Source organism: Vibrio sp. 10N.261.51.A4 (assembly GCF_041471945.1).
Lineage (GTDB): Bacteria > Pseudomonadota > Gammaproteobacteria > Enterobacterales > Vibrionaceae > Vibrio > Vibrio crassostreae_C.
Genome location: NZ_JBFRPJ010000031.1, coordinates 82,091 through 101,901, shown reverse-complemented (window position 1 = coordinate 101,901; position 19,811 = coordinate 82,091). Strand labels below are relative to the sequence as shown.

Here is a 19,811-nt window from a genome sequence, read left to right as displayed (position 1 = left end):
TCTTCTGAAAATAAAAAATACACATTTATCCCTATTGTATAGAGAGCTTCTGTTTCGACAAGGGGTTCTACCTAACAGGCATGACTGAAGCGATTCGGTTGTGTCTGTTAGATTAAGAGAGCAGAGAAGACTGGGTAGGATTTATAATGCATAGAGGAGCATGACCATGCGACATCATTATAAATCTTTTTCTTATCTCTTTTTTCTATCAAATTCATTCTAATCAATTAAGAGTCCTAAAGACTCTTATGTTTATCAATATCAATCAGTTACAAATCCATTTCAGACAAAAATACTCCACCACCTCTTCTATTGAGACAAAGCATCCATTTCAATTTTAAGAGGAAAGACACCATGATTTTTTCAACTGAGTTCTACGATAAAGAACCAACACATTACAGTGCTACTGAATACAAAGGATTACCAATTGACGCAGCGTCAGTGCCACATTTTTCTCGTTCACTCTCATTGATTCATAACCTCTACTCCAAATGGTGTGTCAATGATGTTCCGTTTTCAACAGTTAGCTTTAACTTAATGGTAAAACCTCAGTTTGCTAAACAAGCATTAGAATGCCTATTTATAAAGGTACAAGATGTGTATGCACAACATTGCAATCACAAAGATAAAGCAATAGCGATGATATGCAGTAGTGATGATGAGCATAAGGGGTACTTTTGGGTTAAAAGTGATGTCTTTGAGTCTCATGAAAATCCCGAGAGCGGTGATATGTTTGCTCGTGGAACGTTGGTCGAGTTACTTAATGAATGTATGACTCAAGTAACAAGGTCATTCCAGGGCTCCGTTGGGGGAATGTTTGGTGGCTTAGCTCGAGATGAATATGACATTGAATATAATAATGAAACACTGTCAGAAAAGTTCCATGATGATGACAGAGCAATGCTATTTCAAAACCTAAGCTACCTTGCACCAGTTAGAGATGTTGAGTTTCCTGAGACTTACTTATTTCAGGTGCGTTATGGGTATAATCCTGTATCAAGTGGTAAATGACCGAACTCGGATCATAAGTGCGTTGTCAGCTACCAAGAACAAATATACGGCGCCGTTATTTCGAGTTCGTTACGGATTTACGCCAATAGTTCGCAGGAAGGCGTTTGATTAACGACGCACACAGGTCGGTAAAGAGATAGGCCAAAAATTAAGAATTACAGTGCCTTTCGTATTGCAGGGCCTAGTCTGGATATCCAGACTAGGCCCTATTTATGCAATTTAAGGGCTTTTCTTAATAATATATCTTTCAAAGCGCGAGGAAACGAATTTCTCCATACTTGCTGTTATAGCTCTGACCACCATAGATTCTCTTGTGGGTCAAAGACATCAGGCCAACCCACAACGGAGGTGATGTTTTGGTCTGAGTCAATCTCAACTTCAAAAATCATGTGTGGCTCTATTCCCGTAACCGAGGATTGAAGTCTGAAATCACAAATGAATGCATTCGGTTTGCCGCTTTGTGAATCTGCGATGATTGGCTGTTGACTCATTTGAGCGATAGCACCTGCCTTAGGTATGTGGGTGTCAAGTTGATTCTTGGTAAATTCCGCATTCGTTTCGAATACGGTCTCGCAGATCTGGTTCTTGGCTAACTCGCGAAGCTTGGAAATGCGTTGTGAGTCAATGCTGGTGGTTTTCTTTGGTTGGGATTGCAGGCCATTAATCATGTTTTCTGTTCCAACAATATCACCCTCAGGATTAAGCTTTACAATGGTCAATACATTGATGCCTTTTGTATCAAAGTTGGCGTCGAGTTTGTATGGGCAGGCGATAGCAGCGCCGTTGTAGCCGCGCTCTGCTGTGATTCCTTCTTCATTGATGCCATCGACTTGAATCTTTCCTGGTTTACCTGATTCGAACAACCTTAGCTGTAACTGGTTGTTGATATCATCTTCAGCCTCATCCAGAACATCCTCACAGATGCCGACAAATTGATTCTTAAGCATTGCTTCTTCGGACGTATTTCCCGTAACAAGAGCCCATCCACCGATAACGACAGAAAGAGCCAGCCAGCCCAATATTAACTTTTTGATTAAACTCATGTGATTTCCTTACTAGTTTGATTTTTTGCCGCCAAATAAAATGAAGGCTACGATGACAAGCCAAAATGGGAGGCTTTTTGAACCGAGTAAAACAGACAGTCCGATGCCGATTGCGATGAGTGCTTTCATGGTGTTGTCCTTGAAGTCGGACAATTCAGTGAGCCACTGTTTAGTTGGCTGGAAGGCGTGATAATGCTAGCCAGTAACGGTTCGGTTAATGCCATTTAGATATCCTTTTCTTGTTTTTAGTTTGAAACCCTACAGCGTTGTAGGGCGGTTGTTATGTTCAATTTAGCTCTGTGGCTCAGTTGGTACCTGTTTGATGTAAGCCTTTATTGAAAATTCCTTAGGTCTTTTGAAATCGAACGTTGATAGGTGAGCGCTCGTGATGTTTGATACATCGGCATGTTTGACTTGATGATTTTTGGGCTCGTAATAGATAACAGACAGTCCTTGCTCAATTATCACCAAGCCAAGAGGTTCGATGGTGTGCTGGCCATCAGGAAGTTCAATCTTGAGTTGATTAGTGTCAACCATCGCCTTGCATATCAATTCAAAGACTGAGTTGAAGATTGGGGTGTAGCTGATGCTTGGAATCAAAGACTCGTTTACGTAGACCAGATCTTGTAATGAAACGGTATTATGCTTTTGGGATTTCTGCTGTAGGACGTCACTGAAGAGAGAGTGAATGATTGCCCGATATTCGACTGGAAAAGTGTTAGTTAACCACTGCTCCGCGAATGCAAGAAGGATGGCTTCTCTAGCGCCGAAACTATTTAGTATTGAAGCTTCACGGCGATACCCATAAGGGCGGTCGCGAGTGTCTTTGGCTACGTTGAGGTGTTGTACAAGGATGTCGAGATTTCTTTGGATAGTTCTAATGTCTCGTTCTACGCCGATAGAGGAAAGCTGTTGTTGTAACTCCTGTGCGGTTATTGAGTGAGTTTGTGGTATGCGGTTGTATAGCTCAAAAAGAAGCGATACATGGTCTCTTAAGTTGGGTTTAGTCGCCATAACTAACTGCTGTAGGTTAAGGCAAAGCAATGCTATTCAGGTGGAGTGATTGAACTAACTTGCCGTGCTCTCAGAAAATAATTTCTGATGCTACGGATTGAGCGGGCATTACTTGCCGGATTGGTTTTATGGCTTGCTTTATTTGCTATCAGTCACAGTTGGCGTAATTGAAAGGTAAGGTTCAAAGTGCAAGATGCTGAGCAGGTTGGTAGTAAATAATTTCAGCCTATTCACCTTGGTAATGTATGTTTGTCTTTTTTTTGGATTGACTTAATTGGCGATTTAAAGACCTAACCTACACACTAGAGGACAACGGCGAACAAATATGTTCGATTCATCCTTATGTTATGAGTAAGAGCATTGAGTTCTGATTATTGGACAGGCAAACAAAAATAGCCCTAAGCGAGCAATGCTTAGGGCTTATTCTTTACTGCTTGATGTAGAGGGTTTGTTTGGCGCGAGTCACTGCGGTATACATCCACCTTAAGGTCTGTTCGCTTTGGGTATTGGCTCGGTTGTTATCGACAAACACATGGGGCCACTCACTTCCTTGTGCTTTGTGGCAAGTTATCGCATAACCATATTTGAGTTTAAGGCAGTTGTAATATTCATCTGTGGCCTTTGCTTCTAGAAATTCAAGCTCCTTAGGTTCAGGGGTTGCTTTGTATCGCTGTTTGAAATCGAGAAGCAGAGCCTTACGCTCTTTCGTTGTGAGCGTGCCGCTAGGGCTTTCCAGTAAGTTTTTTAGCACTTTCTTTTTAACGTCAAACGGCTCGTTATTGTCTTTCAGGAATCTAACGGTGACTTCAATGAATTCCAAAGTGACAACTCCGGGTTCAAAGTCATCACACTCGCGCGGTGGAATGTCGATGATGTGCTTTTCAATCTCCGAATCAATCTGGGTAACCCAGCCTATTTCACCATTGGAGATGAAGTAGTCATCGCTATCGAGATTCTCTACGCACATAACTTGCTCGCCAATGTGTAGCGTTCGGTGTGATTTAAACATCCTCTCTCGTATCTTACGGTTGTAGTCTCTGACTTGTCGGTTGGTGTAGGTAATGATGACACTGTCTTTACAGCCTTCAAGTTTATGGTCACAAGAGACGAAATACTGTTCGAGAAAGGCTTCCTTTTTAAGTTTATGGACATCTTTTTCATTGGCCGACAATTGAACAGGGTGGAGCTTGTCTCTTTCCAGTGCTTTGCGTATATCCATCGCATTGTTCACAATGCCGCTGTCGGCTTTCTGCCTGACAATATCGGTGAGTTCGATTTCTGTGCAGCTTAAGTCGTAGAAACTTTCTAGACCGTCTAAGTTTAGGGCGGGGGAGCCGACGCATCGTACCGGAGGTAACTGAGCGTTATCCCCGATGAAAATGATTTTACGTTGTGGCCAGTCGTCTAAATTGATGTATTCCAGTAAATCCTGGAGAAGATACCCCGAACCAAACTTCCCAATTTCAGATTGACTGAATTGGTCTGACAGCATGGAAGCTTCGTCAATTATATAGACCGCATTATGAGCATCTGGGTTGTCTGAAAGGCATGACTTAAGCGTTGCGATATCAATAGGGTCTGAATCTGACTTTAACTCTTTATCGATATCGAAGTATTTGTAGACCACTCGATGAACGGTCATGGCTTCTATTTGGGTTTTGTTCGAAATGACTTTGGCAGCTTTGCCTGTCGGGGCCATTAAAGTAAATTTTCGCTCATTCGCTGTAAGGTATCGCGTTAAACCTTGCGTAATGAAGGTTTTCCCTGTCCCAGCAAAGCCTTTGAGTAAAAATGTCGAATGGCAATCATCGTTTAAAAATAAATCGAGTTCTAAAACGAGCTCTTCTTGGCTTGGTGTCAGCGTTGTGTTTTCAAAATAAGGTAAAAGACTCATGGTTCGTTTCCTGAAAGGTTCGTATCAGAAAATGAGATGGGTGTGTAAAAAATCTCTTGGGCACTGCTGGTACATTTACCTGAATGGCTTGACGTCTAAAGCTCGTTAAATTTAATAAGGAAGCAATATGCGTTTTATCCGAATGAAGCAAGTGATGGAGATGACGAGCCTGAGTCGCTCTTCTATCAATCGATATATTAAGGAAGAACGCTTCCCAAGGTGTGTTCCGTTGGGCTGTCGAGCTGCGGTTTGGCTTGAAAGCGAAGTCCAAGATTGGATGTGTGATGTACTAGGGCGGCGGGATGAAAATGCTCTCTATGGTTACGATATTGATTGAGGTGGTTCATGAGAGAAAACAAAGATGAGCGGCTCAATGTTCATGAGGTGATGGGTCTTGTGGGTTTAGGGCGAACCAGTATCTACGCCCTTATGGAGCAAGGTAAATTTCCAAATTCAATTCGAGTCGGAGCCAAATCGGTAGTATGGCGTTTGTATGAGATTGAACTCTGGATGAACCAAAAAATTTGTGAACGAACACGTTAAAAACTAAGGCTTGGAAAACCCAAGCCTTAGTTTTGCCGATTAGAAGCATTCAACCTTTATCTCATCAAAGCTCCCCATTTCTAGATAAGCAAGGAAGTTTCCCTCCCAGAGCTTATACATCGCACGGACATCGCGACTATCAAGGCATTGCCAACCTGAGTAACGCGCAAAAAACGCATTGTTACCGATATCAAAATCTAAGTCGCGAGCAAGCTCGGGGTAGTGACCGCCGGAGAAACTGAAATCTGTCATGTAAAGAAGATGGTAATGATTACCTTCTTCTTTGGCGAAGCAAATTTCAACAGGATCAAATCCGCCGGAATCAGCGCAGTAACTGCTGTCCCTAAAGTTGATAGTGACCGTTCTCGCCTGCGATATATCCTTGTTTGAGACTGCTGTGTTGAGCGCCGCGAGAAACTTATCTGAGACTCTTAGGGTAGTACTAGCAAAGGTCAGCTGGGTTTGTGTGGTTGTTTTTACAGGCATAAGGGCTCCTTACCGCCGTTTGGAAGCGGTAATTTGTTAAGAAGGGATGGTTAAGGTAAAAGCGTTTTAAGAACGGTGAGAGTGAGTTGGTTGAAGCCTTTGTTATTCAGTAGTTTCACAAAGGCTTTGTCCCAAGACTGAAAGAGCTCAATGACTTGTGGTTGGTCGAGGTCGCAGCGTTCAATGTCTGGTTGATAAAACCAGCCATGACGAAAATTGAAGTAGAGCTGAACCTCCATTTGTGTGCTCTGTTTATCTGGGTAGGCAAAGCTGGCCATGACCGCGATGTGCCAAGGGCTCTCACTGGTCTCTCTAGCGAGATGGACCTCGATAGGGTGAGGCCCATTACCGGTTTGATAGTATTGAGTATCGCGAAAGTTGAGGGCAACACGCTTTGCTTCTTTGGGAATAGCACACAATTCAAGAGAGGCGCAAAGTCGTACTTTCAGCTCACTCGACAAAGGCAATATGTCGTTATGCAGAATTGGTAAGCTCATATTAGCCCCCTTTCTGCAAATGAAACGGGCGTTTCTCCAATCACAAAGTGGTCAAGCACGCGAATATCGATTAAAGCTAAAGCATCACTCAGCCGTGAAGTGATGCGTCTATCTGCTTGTGAGGGCTCAGCCTCTCCTGATGGATGGTTATGAGCAAAAATCACAGCAGCGGCGTTTCTCTCTAACGCAAGCTTAACGACTTCTCTTGGATAAACCGTAGCCGCATCAATCGTTCCATAGAACAACTCGTTGTATTCAATCAATCGATGTTGGTTGTCTAGCAAAAGCACCGCGAAAACTTCACGTTCGTGTTGCCCCAGTTTGTAAGTTAAAAACTCTTTAGTGGCGTTAGGGCTTGTAAATACATCTCCTCTTAAGTGTCGGTTAGCTATTATCTGCGCCGCCTGTTCTAACACTTGGTGCACCGGCAACGATTTGGTTTTTGGGTAGCTGGTGGATTGGTCATTCATTTCAATTCTCCTATCGAATCAATGCACTCGTTCACCTAGGTAATATGTGTTTGAGATTATTTTGAATCGAATAGAATTGAACCTCCTGGAATGGTTTCAGACATCCTGAGAAAAAATACATGACTCACTTCTTTTATGAATGAAAACAAGAGGTGAATACCATGAACACAAAAAGATTGATTCGATTGAACGAAGTTATCAACGTAACTTCATTATCACGCTCGGCGATTTATAGAATGATGGAGGCTGATGAGTTTCCTAAAAGCGTCAGTATTGGAAAGCGAGCTGTGGCATGGGAAGAAAGTGCGGTCTGCCAATGGATTGATACTGTTTTAGCTGGAGGCGCTCATGATTAATCAAGAACGAGTGGATTTCATCCTAGGGGAAACGGCGTTGCACCATCACAATGAGTTTGAAAAAGTGCAGGTGAACCAGGAGTGGGGGCCGTTAATCCAAGACTCGCTTACAGCATTAAAACGCCATTATGAGCAATTGGTCGCATCGCCAGATGCTGTAGTCGTTGGTTATCGGTTTACCATCCGCTTTAATGACCCGAGCTACGAGTTTACCAAAGTGCATTTAGCAAAGATTTGGTTCTCACAAGTAATGCATAGGTTAGGTGGGGTTGCCGATAATCAGACTGCATCGGGAGCCTTTTTTCGAGAGGCCATAAAAAATGATGATATTCGTTGTTTTTGGGGCAGCTCTAGTAACGCAGATGGTTCTGGTGTTGCAAAGGTATATGTTGTCGCTAAAGGCAGTCAAATTCATGGGCCAGACGATATTGAAACATTTCACAAGGATGTCAAGTTTGATTTATTTCGTTCATGCTCTTTGACTAGAGAGGACTTTTCAGGACTACATGAAGATTGCTCATTTTTTCCTTCGTTTGCTACAAAATCCTCGGTGACCTTGATTGCACCACAAGATGAAAACTACGAAATGTTGAAAGGGCTGCTACTTTATAAACTGAGTGCTTTAACCGCGATACCGGTTCCTTTCAAAGTTGATGATTTAATCTCTTTCTCAGTGTTAACAAAATTGACTGAAAGGCCAGAAGATAAGGTAGATAAAAAGGGTACAGCAGACAAGGTAAATAATAACCTTAAAGCCACGCATTCAAGTGCGAGGAGTAGCAAAACCAACAAAGACAAATGGCAGACGCCACCAGAGGTTTTTGAGCAGCTGGATAAACGATATGGATTCACTTTAGATGCTGCAGCAGAGCCTGAAACGGCGCTTTGTTTGAGTTATTTTACAGAAGAAGATGACGCATTGGTGCAAGATTGGAGTGGTCATGTTGTGTTCTGTCACCCACCATACTCTAAGCTGAAAGCATTTGCCAAGAAGGCCTACGAAGAGTCACTCAAGGGCACCAAAGTGGTTATGTTAGTACCAGCAAGGACGGGCAGTGATGAATTCCATGATTACTTCTCAAAAGGAGCGGTTCGTTTTATTGGAGGGCGCTTGAACTTTCTTCAGCATGGACAAGAACAAGGATCGGCTAATTTTCCCAGTATGGTGTGCATTCTGGGTCCAGGCATTGAAAGTAAGTGGGAGTACGTTGAGAAAGACAATTTAATACTTTAATACTAAGTCTTCGGCGACATTTAGCTTGGTCGGCCAAGCTAATTGACAACGTCTAATAGCTAGAGCATTGCTGGCTTAGAGAGGGGAAGTCGACACCTTAATACTCAACCAGCATTGCCCATCAAATCACCCATTTATCCTATTCAATAATTACGGCCACCGGGAGGCGGAGCGGACGCTTTTTCGGTATCTGGACTACCTCATACCCCTCGCAGGGTCTTTAGCGCTGTAAAAGAGTTTAAAAGGAAGGAAAAAATAATGAAATTCATGCGATTACCTGAGGTGAAAGACAAAACAGGTTTAAGTAAGTCAGCTGTCTACAAAAAGATAAAAGACAGCGTGTTTCAGGTGAGTGTGCCAATTGGTTCACGAGCAGTCACATGGTTTGAAAGTGACATCAACGAATGGTTGGAGTGTAAAGATAAGAGATAGGGCAGTTAAAGGTTTCTTTAGTTGAGGGCTCTCATGCTTTGTTACGTAAACGACAGTTAGATATGGTGCTATCAAAAGTCTACTTGTCGGATTTCATCTTTAACGATAATACAAGTTACTGAAAAAACAGATTACTCGCTATTTTGTAAAGTAACCGTTCATTTTAGGACGTATTTAACCCAGCAGAACCACCCTATATTCTGGTACTCATTCTTATCAAGGAGAACCAGATATGACTTCACGACGTACCCTTGATGATTGGCAAACCATCATCGACCAATATCAAGCAAGCGGACTCAAAGCGAGTGAGTTTTGCCGACAGAACAATATTACTGCTTCCAATTTCTATGTCTGGCGTAAAAAACTGTTAGGTGAATCCAGTCTAGAGCAAAACCTAGACTCTAGCTCTCACGCTGACGCTGATACTTGGCAGCTCATCTCACCCCCTCAAAGAGAGCAGTCGTGGGATATTGAGCTCTCTTTACCAGGCGGGGTTACCTTACGTATGCGGCACAGCTAATGCTTATCCAAAACCCTTAGTTTAAGATTTGGCTCTGCACGGAGCCAGTCGATATGAGAAAGCAGTTCGATGGGCTGTCTGCATTGGTTCAATCAAAGTTTGGGGTGCGAGCCAATAATGGAGAGCTCTTTGTCTTCATTAACCGAAAACGAACCATGATGAAAATTCTTTATTACAGTAAAGGCGGGTTTTGTTTATGGAGCAAGCGATTAGAGCTGGGGCTGTATCAAAAGCTGGGCTCTCCGACCCAAAAACACCCTCTGACTTGGACCCAACTTCAATGCTTAATCGACGGTATTGATTGGCAAAAAGCCCCCCATAAAAAGCGACTCTAAGTCGTCTTTATGGTATAGTTTTTAACCATGAAGAAGAGTGATATCAGCCAGTTAAACACCAAAGAAATGGAAGAACTCCTTGCTGAACAAGCGGAGGAACTGGCCGCACTTAAAAATCAGCTCTCTTGGTTCCAGCGTCAACTTTTTGGGCGCAAATCTGAAAAACAACTCCAGAGAGACCCTCAACAAGCGTCCTTGTTTGAGAAGAAACCAGAGCCTTCGGTTGACCAAGATGCTGGTATTACCGTCCCATCACACAAGCGCCGTAATAAAACTCAGCGCTCAGGAGATGAAGTCAACGACACCGGTCTACGCTTTGACGGATCCGTCCCACGTAAAATTATCGAACTGTCTGCTCCTGAATTAGAAGGAGAAGAGGCCGATAACTACGAGGTGATTGATTACAAAGAAACGACTCGTCTTGCTCAGCGCCCAGGTAGTTATGTAGTGCTTGTCTACCGACGTCCTGTTGTGCGCCATAAAAAAGAGCAAACCTTATCGAACATCTCAGCCCCGGCTAATGTTCTCGAGGGTTGCTATGCGGATGTGTCTTTACTGGCTGGCTTAATGGTGGATAAAGCCGTCTACCACCTTCCACTTTACCGACAGCATCAACGCTTATTGGACAGCGGTATTAAACTCAGCCGCGCCACCCTCATTAACTACATACAGAAAGCCATTGGGCTTCTTGAGCCGATTTATCAGGCGCAACGTGACCACATCTTGCAAAGTAAAGTGTTGGCGATGGATGAAGTACCAATGAAAGCCGGTCGCAAATCAAAGGGGAAAATGCAGCAAACTTACTTCTGGCCAATCTATGGTGAAGAAGATGAAGTCACGTTCACTTGGTCAAAAAGCCGAGGAACGCAGTTCGCTGTTGACCAACTAAAAGGGTTTTCGGGCACTTTATTGAGTGATGGCTATACCGCGTATACAAAAGCGGTGAAACAGCTCAATGAACACGATGAGAAAGTGACTCACGCCACCTGCTGGGCACATACTCGCCTTACTTCGAGCAAGCTTTAGATATCGAACCTCAATTGGCTCAGCACGCCCTCGACTTGATAGCACAGCTGTACCAGCATGAAAAGCACATCCGAAATGCTAAGTTACCGGCGGATAAAGCGCTAGAGTATCGACAAAAGAACAGCGAGCCGATAATAACTGTATTTTTTGAATGGGTTTACGAGCAGAGACAAAATCCGGAATACTTGCCCTCGAATAAGCTTCTTAAAGCATTGAATTATGCCGGTGAACGCTGCGACGAACTCAAAGTGTTCCTCACGAACCCACACCTTCAAATCGACACGAACCATCTTGAACGAGCTTTGCGCGTTATTCCAATGGGAAGAAAAAACTTCTTGTTCTGTTGGACTGAGTTGGGTGCGGAGCAGTTAGGTGTGCTCCAAAGTTTAATGGTGACTTGTCGACTTCATAATATCAATCCTTACCATTACCTTGTTGATGTTTTACAGCGAGTGGCGGTCCATCCGGCCTCAAAATGATCGCTTACTTTGTAAAAACATAAAAGATGTGAATTTCTCCAGAAAAATTAGCGGAATATGAACACGTACACACTAAATTAGGTAGAATGCTGAGTTATACAGTATTGAGTCTGAGTAACAGCGTAAGCTATCCTGGTTATCACCTGTACTTCTGTCTACCTAATATTTTCATGGGGTTATAAAACTTGATTGATTTACGAACCGCACTTAGTGTGATGTCAAAATCGTCGCCATATGCAGTCTCTACAGAGCGAGACGCAACAATATCAACTGACTTAGATGCTGTAAAAAAGTATCTATATGTACGAACAGATATAGAGGCTGACTTTGTTAAACAATTGAAAGGACTATCCTCAACCGATAAGAAAATCATTTTTTTGTGTGGTAGTAGTGGTGATGGCAAATCCGAAATACTAACAAAGTATAAGAAAGAGTATCAGAATAGAGCTGACTTCCATCTCGATGCAACCCACAGTTTTCGTCCGAGTGATTCAGCTATTGAAACGCTGGATGAACTGTTTACCGATTTTAACACTACAGCGAAACCGCTAGTTGTAGGTATCAATACTGGTATGTTGGGTAACTATGCCGAAGAAGGGGCGGTGACCGAAGTCACAACATCAATCAAAGCCTTTTTAGAGAAACAGCCGACCTCAGAAAATCATATCTTTTTAGATTTTGAAGACTATCCTAAATTTACGTTAGAAATTGACGGTCATACTTCTAAGTTTGCAAAAGAGCTGCTACAGAAAATCACTGAAACAGATGAAAACCTAATTCGCCAATACTTTGATGTGGAAATGCAGAAACAAAGCCCTGATAAAAAGCTTTGTGCTAACTATCAATTACTAGGGCGTAAAGAAGTTCAAGATGTCATTGTCGACCTATTGTTCAAAGCACGTTTAATGAAAGATCAATTCTTAACGGCGCGAGCATTATTGGACTTCATTTTTCATCTGCTTGCTGGGCCTGGCTATTTGTTTGATAACCTATTCAAAAAAGGTGAAAACGAGCTGACCAATATTATTTCAGACTTTGACCCATCGATTCAACGTACACAAAAAATCGACAAGTTCATTTTGTCTCACTCATTGCAGCTACCAGACGTTAACTTTGACGATTACAAAACCGCATTGACTGCTTTTGGTATACGAAGGGGGCTAAATGCCGAGTCCTACTTGCGATTGTTTTATATTCTAAGAAAGTCGGACTATGGGAATGAATACCATAAGCAGTTTTTGAATGATTTTGATGAGCACCTAATAGACAATTACTCAGAAGTTTGGCAGTTGCATACTGCTTTCGATAGCTCACCAGAGCAAAAAGAAAAACTGCGCCATTTTTATCGTCAAACAGCGATCACAGCTATCCATAAATATAACAATCGAAATGCACCTAAATTGGCGAAAGGGGAGTTTTTCATTTCTGAGCATAATGGTTATCTTTTAGCTTCATCCCTAGAGTTAAAGGCTGACGTTAAAGCGATTAAAAATGATTACAAAAAAAACACTGCCTATTTCACTGCTTATTTTCGAGTTGGGGATAAAACCTTATCGTTGATGGTCAATATCAATTTGTTGAACTTAATGCAACGTATCGTTTCCGGTTATCGCCCTAACAAACATGATAAGAATACTGTCGTGTTACTGGATGAGTTGGTTGATGAAATTGCGGACATCGCAAATAGTGCAGATACCCTATATATCGTTGGGAAAGGTAACAAGCAATACAAAATAACCAACGTAGATAATGAAGATTTTGAGGTGAGTGGACTATGAGTTTAATGCTAAGAGCTGACTTGCCCCAGTCTAAAGATGGGGTGAAAAATAACACTTTAACTACCTACTTCCCAATTAACACAAAGGATAGAAAAGATATCTTTAATTGGGACAGTGTATTAGGTTATGTGGTTAAAACATCATATCGAAAAGAATTGCACCTAGAAAAATTAACTGATGATGAAAAGTTAGCGATTAAAGAGGGTGAAACAACTGAATCAGAAATAGCGCTCACAACATTTAAGTTGAGCTGCGAGCGTAGTTTTAAAACAAAGTTAGATGAAAGTGATTTCTGGCCCATCCTAGAAAAAATGTACTTTGAAAATGACCAGCTTTTTAAAATATCGCCTGAGTTTTTATTGTTTAAGACTATTAAGCAGAAAGGCAGTGCAAGGGATGCAAGCTTAGGTGGAATGTTTTCTAATTTATTGCAAAACTTCTTCTTTAATGAAAAACCAAACAATCAATTTAACTTCTTAGAGGAGCAGCTGTACTCAGAACTATTGAAGTTAATGAAGCCAAGCAATAAAGAGAAAGATGGAGTTTTGACTTTTTCTGAACCGAGTGAAGCGCCATATCTACCATTTATAGCAAAGCAACTACAGCAAGATCTTCGTTTTCTAGGCAAAAGACCAAAATACCTATTATCAATCTTCAAAGAGTTTTTACACCTTTACGCACATCTTTATACGGCGCAGCTAGCGCTTAATTTAAAAAGGTGGCAGAAGGGGGAGCCGGTAGCGCAACTATGTTATTACATATTAGACAGCGAAAAAGCCAGTGATGAGCGTTATCTGATAAAAGACTATGGCTTTAAACAATTGTCAAAGTCGTTGTGGAATATCTTTCCGTACCTCTCAATGAATGAAAGCCTGCAATCTAAAAAGATTGATAATGCAGTGAACACCATTCAGCCATTATGGGCCTTAGCTGAAAATCTCCAGCAAACTCCTAGCTCCGCTACTTTACTGAAAAACTATGCACAGGCATTTAAAGAGAGTCGAGATTTACACCTCGACTTGAGTGACAGTGAAAACCCACATGATGTGCTAGCAGATTTACTTCAGTTGAGCAGAATGCAGTTTGGTTCAAAAGAAACGCGTCATGAGATTAATAAGCTTTACGTCAAAGCAACAGAATCTGAGTTTTGTAGCCATTTTGCACAATCCCGTGGCCGTGCTGGTCGCGTATTAGTATTTAATCAGGACTATCTATTGTTATTAACCAACTTAGCCATTGGTGAGCAAGATAAACTTCGTTTCCACGAGTTAATCAAAGCCTTTGAATCAAGAGGTGTATTTTTCGATAAACAGAGCCAACAAGCCTTAATTAAATTCTTTGAACGTATTGGTAATGTTGAACGTATGAGCGATAGTGGAGATGCAGTCTATGTTAGAAAAACAATTTGAGAACTTTTTAACTGAGCAGTTTTTAAAGTTAAACGAGACAAAACTGCAGCATGGTTACCGTTATCAGTTCCAATCGCCGGATAACAAGAATAGCCAGCGTTTATACAATGCGTTTATCCGAAAATGTGATGATCAATTAACGGTCAAAAACACTACCATCAGAGCATTGAAGTGTGGTCATACCAAGCTTTTACCTGTACTACACAGTGAAAATGACATTGGTTATTCTGAGAACTTTATCTCACATTTACGTGATGAAGTGGCTGGACAGCAAGGTGATTTTAAAGGTTGTGCATTGTTAGTTATTCATAACAGCATGCTAGACACACTAATCAACTCTGCTGAAGATATCGCTCAAGACAATAGTGTTTGGCACCCAGAAAAAATCAAAGATGCTTTAAAAAGTCTAATCGATCCCAACGCAAAAGACCGCAAAGTTTCTGAATGTTTGCTAGATCACCGTTTTTCACAAATAGTGGATGATGGTGCAACCATGTTTGGCTTTGAGGAGCTTTACACAGCGATCTTAGATGGGGATTTGAAGTTTCATGAGCTTGGTTTGTTAGATGACCCTGAAATATTGAATTGGAGTGGTAAACCAGAGCAGATTAACAACCGTTTAGAAGAAAATAAAAAGCTATTTGATCGTATCAATACAGTAACTGAACGTTTTTCAACAGAGCTTGAAGAGAAGTTTGCGGAGAATGATTTTAGTGAAAAGTTTGTTGCTAAACATTTTAACGATGAAAATTTGGAAAGTTGGAAAACAAAGCTTACTTTTGCTGATTGTTTAAATGAGAAAAAAAATAACGTAAGCAATGTCCTAGAGCTCGAGTCGATTGATTCTCAGCAAATAGATAGGCTAGCTAAGAAAAGTAAATCAGATAGTAAAGCAGGGAAACGTGAACAACATATCATATTGCCGTTGCAGCAGGGCCTGCAGAGCTTTGATCTGTCACTTACCTTTTTAGGTGGTAAAGTCGAGAAAAATCAACTTATTCTACAGCATACCAAAGATCCAAGCATTGAGATCCAGCAGCCTAATAATAGTGGTGGAAAACGTAGTAAGGTTACTGTTACGGGGGCATTTACAGGTGAGCCAACGTATTTTAGTTTGGTCTTAAAAAGAGATAAAACAGCAGAGTGTTATAAATTCCGTGTTTTGGTCTTAACAGCAGATAGTTTTTACTTACCTTCGTTTGAAAATATCTTCCTAATTGAACCAAATAAAAAACGTATAACGCTACAAACAGAAGATAACAGCTTTGTAATTGCAGAGCAGGGCAATAAAGCTAAACTAGAGCAGTCTGGGCAATTATTCGACAATCAAGAAATCAAAGAGATCGACTTTGAATTATTAGCTAATGAATCAAATGATGTGGTCTTTGAAGTGACTAGTCCGGTTGGTAGCTTAGTCTTTAATGTCGAAGGGGCTGTAGCGTCTGATTCACTCTCGTTGCCGCTCATGTTAGATACAGACCGTTTCGTACATCTATTTAACGACGACTATTTTGCATGCTTTAACCGTAACAAAAACAAAGTGCTACTAGACAATAAAGAAGTTGCACCTAAAGGGCGACGTTTAACACTGTTACAACGTGAAGCAGACTTTTTAGATAAGCAGTTATTAAATCAACATGTTGACCCACAAAACAGCGTAGAGCTAAAAGCGATTGAAGCAAACTACCCTGAAGTTTACCTGTCATACCTAAAGTTATTTGAATACTGCACAATCAATAAAACACTACCGAGTTTATCTAGTTGGGGTGACGAGTTTAGAAAGGTTGTCTCTCAATTGGTTGATGCATACAACCAAGCGATAGCTGAAATTGGTTATGATGTAATGTTAACCAAAGCAGAAAAACTTCTCGTTAATATCGGGTATGCACAATACCAAGAAAACGAAGAATATCGGGAATATATAACTCCATTCCACCCCTTAGTGTTGGCTTATCACTTGAGCCTAGCTGAAGCAATAGTTAGTGATAACATCAATGATAACAGCAGTTTTAAAACACTACCCAAAGTGACGTTAAAGCGCTTGAATGCGCGTGGTTTATTGCCTTTTCTGTATCACCCTAAACATGAGTTTGCTTTTACCAAGCTAGAAAAAGACAACTCTATGTGGCTTGAGCTAGTGCCTCATCAAGAAACAAGTTACAGCTACGTACGTAAATTGGTGAAAGATAAGGTCACAGAGTTTAAAGATGCCTTTAGTTCACTATTTACTGCAGGTAGCAAAGCCACACTGATTATCAACTCGGTAAATAACCATAAAAATGTTGAACTGTTTATGGGGCTGGTGGATTACGTTAAAACGCAAAAGGACAAAGTCTGCCATATCCATGTGAACTTATACGATGATAAAGAGACACGCTGCGAATTTGACCGTTTTGCAGAAACAGCCAGTTACGACGAGTTGAAAAGGTTATATGGATTAGATAAAGGAGCACTGAAAGAACAAGCAGATGCCATTATCGACCTATTACGTACACGCTTAACTTACAGTAAGTTTCGTAACGATGAATGTGAGACTAAACCGCAAGCGTATGCACACCTAAGTTTTTTCAGAAATCATCATAAAGTAGAGCCAACAGATGTAAACGTGCTAGAAGAGCTTAGTGGCGTAGTTTGTCACGGCTTATTGGCGGGCGAAGCAGCCGACAACAAAGAGGAAAGCTACTTCACTGCATTTGGTTTGAAGAATGTTGAAACTAAAGATAATTCGCACCTTAGCATGGCGCAGCGCCTTAATGGTTTGATTAAACCTGCCCGTAAAACGAATGTGCAACACGGTCGTGCTAACTCTTTAGCTTTAGCGGTGAGTGATGACTTTAAAACACTACTTGAGCGCTCTTACGATAATTCAATATGGACCACAATTATTGACCCTAAAGTCACCTTAGACTTTTTTGAAAGCGCTAAAGATATGGTGCTGATCCATTACTCAGATAATTACACTAACTCAACCAACTACGATGCGATCACAGTTACCAAAGAAACGGACCTGTATAAAAAAGTATTAGAGCAGGACGAAGGTGGCATTATTGAGGAGTTCAATGCCTTCAACGGTGAGTGGTTACTCAAAATGATCACTGCTAATAGCAATGAGCGAAAAGAGAAAAAGGGTATTATTGGCGCCTATAAATACATCAATTGCTTATTAGCAAAGTCCGATATTATTTGGGTTCCGTTATCAGTTGCTGAGATGGTTCGTGTAGCCGGTAATATTGGCTTGAAAATGAATGACAGTGATTTTTCACGTAATGTAAATGGTTACAAATCCGGTGCAATTTCAGACGATGTGCTGTTTGTTGGCTTTAAAGACAATCAACTTTACTTACTTCCACTTGAAGTAAAAGCAGGGCTAAAACAAACTCACAATAAAGGGGTAGAGCAAGCCAAAGAGCTAAAACGTTATTTAACTGAAGATATTTTAGGTCGTGATGATTTAGCAGGGCATCTTTACCGCGGTTTGTTTATGCGTCAGATACTGATGCAGATTGATAAATACAAGCTGTATAACCTTTATCAACCAGATTACTTTGAGCAACTCTTAAAACAACGTGAATGGTGGCTACAGGGCGATTACCAATTAGCTGAACTGCAAGACTACCCTGAAGGGTTCTTAGTAGCGATGGTAGAGAATGACACCTTCTTTGAAGCAAGCTTTAAGGAGGTTCAAAACATTCTTAAAATTCAATTGCCAAGTGCTAATTTAAATTACTTAGTAAGTACGCCGCTAACCGAATTAATGGCAGGTGCTTGTTCTGATACATTAAGTAAAATACCTGAAGAATATATCCTATTGAATACATCTCATAAGGAAACACCTACTAGAATTTCTGATGACGAACCTAGTACGGATCAAGATGGAGGTGAGGTAGAAAAAGCAAGCTTTGACGAATCAAAAGTGATGAGAGTACAAGAAAGTGCTCGGATATTGATAGGTGAAGATATTACTAATGGAAAAGGTGTCTTCTGGGAATATCAGCATCCCGAGCTTGCCAATAGACACCTAATTATTTTTGGTAGTTCTGGACAAGGCAAAACTTACTGCATACAAGGGTTATTGATGAGTATGTTCAAATCATCAATTGATCCACTTGTGTTTGATTATACAAATGGATTTTTGCCAAACCATTTGGAGTCAGAGTTTAAAGAGCTAGTTGACCCTCACTCTCATGTTCTATGCCATAAACCGTTGCCCATGACGCCATTCCGCCAACAGTCACAAGATTTTGGTGGTATAGAAATCAAAGAACCACCTCATACTGTCGCTGGTAGAGTAGCATCCGTATTCAATAAGGTTTATTCAAGTATTGGAGAAAGGCAGTTAGCTGTTTTAAATAATGTAATTGAGTGTGGTGTACAGCGACATGGTCAAAAATATAACTTTCAATGCATGCATGACGATTTACTTGAGGAAGGTCAAATTGGAGAAGCTTTAGCTAGCAAAATATCTCCACTAGTTAAATCAAACTTATTTTCATCAGAAAGTACTGGTGGTTGGGCTGATATGCTCAATGGCTCACAGCAATTAAATATAATGCAATTGGCTTCATTGCCTCATGATATTTCAATGTTGGCAACTGAATTCATGCTTTGGGACCTGTACGCATATGCTTGCAGTTATGGTACTAAAAATAACCCGATCCCTATCGTTTTGGATGAAGTTCAGAATCTAGATCATCGCTTAGAAAGCCCCCTAGGGAAGATGTTGACTGAAGGGCGAAAATACGGCTTGTCGTTGGTATTGGCAACGCAAACTCTAAGTATGCTTAAAAAAGATGAGCAGGATAGACTTTTTCAGGCATCACATAAATTATTTTTTGCCCCTGCGAAAACAGAAACAAAAACATATGCAAAAATTCTCGAGCTTTCAGTTTCAGGTACTAAACAAGTCGATTGGGAAGAAAGGTTAGGGGAATTGAAAAAAGGGGAGTGCTTATCTGTTGGTTACCATCTTAACGATAATGGTGAATTAAAAATGGGCGTTAAAAAAGTAAAAGTTACAGCATTACAGGCTAGATAACACGTGAATTCTGAAGAGCTTATATAAGCCGTTTTAGGTGTTAAGCGTTGGTCGCGAAACGACCAACGTGACGTTAGTAATGGATTAACACTTCGCCTGTTACACTGTGAAGAGATTGGTTAGAGATTATTTTTAATCACAGACCACTTTCAAGTGAAGTTATCAGACGGCCTCAATGGCAGAGAGCAAACTCAGCGTTTGGTTTTTGATATTGAAAGCAAATTAATACGCTTACTAAAAGAGAGAATT

General features: G+C 41.0%; 19 protein-coding genes. 13 read left to right on the top strand and 6 right to left on the bottom strand.

Going from position 1 to position 19,811, the window contains the following annotated elements; translation table 11 throughout:
• Positions 1-354 precede the first annotated feature (354 nt).
• Positions 355-1,011 carry a hypothetical protein gene (locus AB4384_RS08290; RefSeq protein WP_372129318.1) on the top strand — a complete coding sequence of 219 codons (657 nt, stop codon included), beginning with the start codon at positions 355-357 and terminating at the stop codon, positions 1,009-1,011.
• 284 nt (positions 1,012-1,295) lie between these two features.
• Here the strand turns inward: AB4384_RS08290 and AB4384_RS08285 are convergent, their stop codons facing one another.
• The 3 genes from AB4384_RS08285 to AB4384_RS08275 form a co-directional block, all read right to left on the bottom strand.
• A complete protein-coding gene (locus AB4384_RS08285) occupies positions 1,296-2,054 on the bottom strand; it encodes a hypothetical protein (protein WP_372129317.1) in 759 nt (252 codons plus the stop codon).
• Between the two features lie 291 nt (positions 2,055-2,345).
• Positions 2,346-3,068, bottom strand: a complete 723-nt coding sequence (locus AB4384_RS08280) for a helix-turn-helix transcriptional regulator (protein ID WP_372129316.1) — start codon at positions 3,066-3,068, stop codon at positions 2,346-2,348.
• Between the two features lie 427 nt (positions 3,069-3,495).
• The gene (locus AB4384_RS08275) at positions 3,496-4,962 is read right to left on the bottom strand and encodes an ATP-dependent RecD-like DNA helicase (protein ID WP_372129315.1); all 1,467 of its coding nucleotides are present in this window, start codon (positions 4,960-4,962) and stop codon (positions 3,496-3,498) included.
• A gap of 127 nt (positions 4,963-5,089) precedes the next feature.
• On the opposite strand from AB4384_RS08275, the gene AB4384_RS08270 reads away from it, so the two are divergent.
• A complete protein-coding gene (locus tag AB4384_RS08270; RefSeq protein WP_371957401.1) occupies positions 5,090-5,299 on the top strand; it encodes an AlpA family transcriptional regulator in 210 nt (69 codons plus the stop codon).
• Positions 5,300-5,307: 8 nt separating this feature from the next.
• Positions 5,308-5,505, top strand: coding sequence for a helix-turn-helix transcriptional regulator (locus tag AB4384_RS08265; protein ID WP_372129313.1), 198 nt, complete (start codon positions 5,308-5,310; stop codon positions 5,503-5,505).
• Positions 5,506-5,544: 39 nt separating this feature from the next.
• Here AB4384_RS08265 and AB4384_RS08260 read toward each other — a convergent pair whose 3' ends face one another.
• The 3 genes from AB4384_RS08260 to radC are packed head-to-tail and all read right to left on the bottom strand — an operon-like array spanning position 5,545 to position 6,958.
• A complete protein-coding gene (locus AB4384_RS08260; RefSeq protein ID WP_372129312.1) occupies positions 5,545-5,991 on the bottom strand; it encodes a DUF2787 domain-containing protein in 447 nt (148 codons plus the stop codon).
• A gap of 50 nt (positions 5,992-6,041) precedes the next feature.
• Positions 6,042-6,488: a DUF2787 family protein gene (locus tag AB4384_RS08255; protein WP_372129311.1), complete on the bottom strand. Its 447-nt coding sequence runs from the start codon at positions 6,486-6,488 to the stop codon at positions 6,042-6,044.
• On the bottom strand, positions 6,485-6,958 hold the full coding sequence (gene radC / locus AB4384_RS08250) for a DNA repair protein RadC (protein ID WP_372129310.1): 474 nt from the start codon (positions 6,956-6,958) through the stop codon (positions 6,485-6,487). The genes AB4384_RS08255 and radC overlap by 4 nt, the downstream gene beginning before the upstream one ends.
• Positions 6,959-7,119: 161 nt before the next feature.
• Between radC and AB4384_RS08245 the strand changes: the two genes are divergently transcribed.
• From AB4384_RS08245 to dptH, 10 genes are all read left to right on the top strand, one after another.
• On the top strand, positions 7,120-7,314 hold the full coding sequence (locus AB4384_RS08245) for an AlpA family transcriptional regulator (protein ID WP_108193384.1): 195 nt from the start codon (positions 7,120-7,122) through the stop codon (positions 7,312-7,314).
• A complete protein-coding gene (locus AB4384_RS08240; protein WP_372129309.1) occupies positions 7,307-8,548 on the top strand; it encodes a DNA N-6-adenine-methyltransferase in 1,242 nt (413 codons plus the stop codon). Before AB4384_RS08245 ends, AB4384_RS08240 begins: the two co-directional genes overlap by 8 nt.
• A gap of 258 nt (positions 8,549-8,806) precedes the next feature.
• Complete coding sequence (locus AB4384_RS08235; RefSeq protein ID WP_372129308.1) at positions 8,807-8,980, top strand: AlpA family phage regulatory protein; 174 nt, start codon at positions 8,807-8,809, stop codon at positions 8,978-8,980.
• Between the two features lie 232 nt (positions 8,981-9,212).
• Positions 9,213-9,500 (top strand): IS66 family insertion sequence element accessory protein TnpA, encoded by a 288-nt coding sequence (gene tnpA / locus AB4384_RS08230; protein ID WP_372129307.1) that lies wholly within the window; start codon positions 9,213-9,215, stop codon positions 9,498-9,500.
• A 26-nt stretch (positions 9,501-9,526) separates the two neighbouring features.
• Complete coding sequence (tnpB, locus tag AB4384_RS08225) at positions 9,527-9,835, top strand: IS66 family insertion sequence element accessory protein TnpB (RefSeq protein ID WP_372129335.1); 309 nt, start codon at positions 9,527-9,529, stop codon at positions 9,833-9,835.
• 27 nt (positions 9,836-9,862) lie between these two features.
• Positions 9,863-10,861: a transposase gene (locus AB4384_RS08220; RefSeq protein WP_372129306.1), complete on the top strand. Its 999-nt coding sequence runs from the start codon at positions 9,863-9,865 to the stop codon at positions 10,859-10,861.
• Positions 10,862-10,875: 14 nt separating this feature from the next.
• A complete protein-coding gene (locus AB4384_RS08215; RefSeq protein ID WP_372129305.1) occupies positions 10,876-11,340 on the top strand; it encodes a transposase in 465 nt (154 codons plus the stop codon).
• Between the two features lie 185 nt (positions 11,341-11,525).
• Positions 11,526-13,118 carry a DNA phosphorothioation-dependent restriction protein DptF gene (gene dptF, locus AB4384_RS08210; RefSeq protein ID WP_372129304.1) on the top strand — a complete coding sequence of 531 codons (1,593 nt, stop codon included), beginning with the start codon at positions 11,526-11,528 and terminating at the stop codon, positions 13,116-13,118.
• Positions 13,115-14,527, top strand: a complete 1,413-nt coding sequence (dptG, locus tag AB4384_RS08205) for a DNA phosphorothioation-dependent restriction protein DptG (protein WP_017104398.1) — start codon at positions 13,115-13,117, stop codon at positions 14,525-14,527. The genes dptF and dptG overlap by 4 nt, the downstream gene beginning before the upstream one ends.
• Positions 14,508-19,562, top strand: a complete 5,055-nt coding sequence (gene dptH, locus AB4384_RS08200; protein ID WP_372129303.1) for a DNA phosphorothioation-dependent restriction protein DptH — start codon at positions 14,508-14,510, stop codon at positions 19,560-19,562. Before dptG ends, dptH begins: the two co-directional genes overlap by 20 nt.
• The last annotated feature ends 249 nt before the right edge of the window (positions 19,563-19,811 follow it).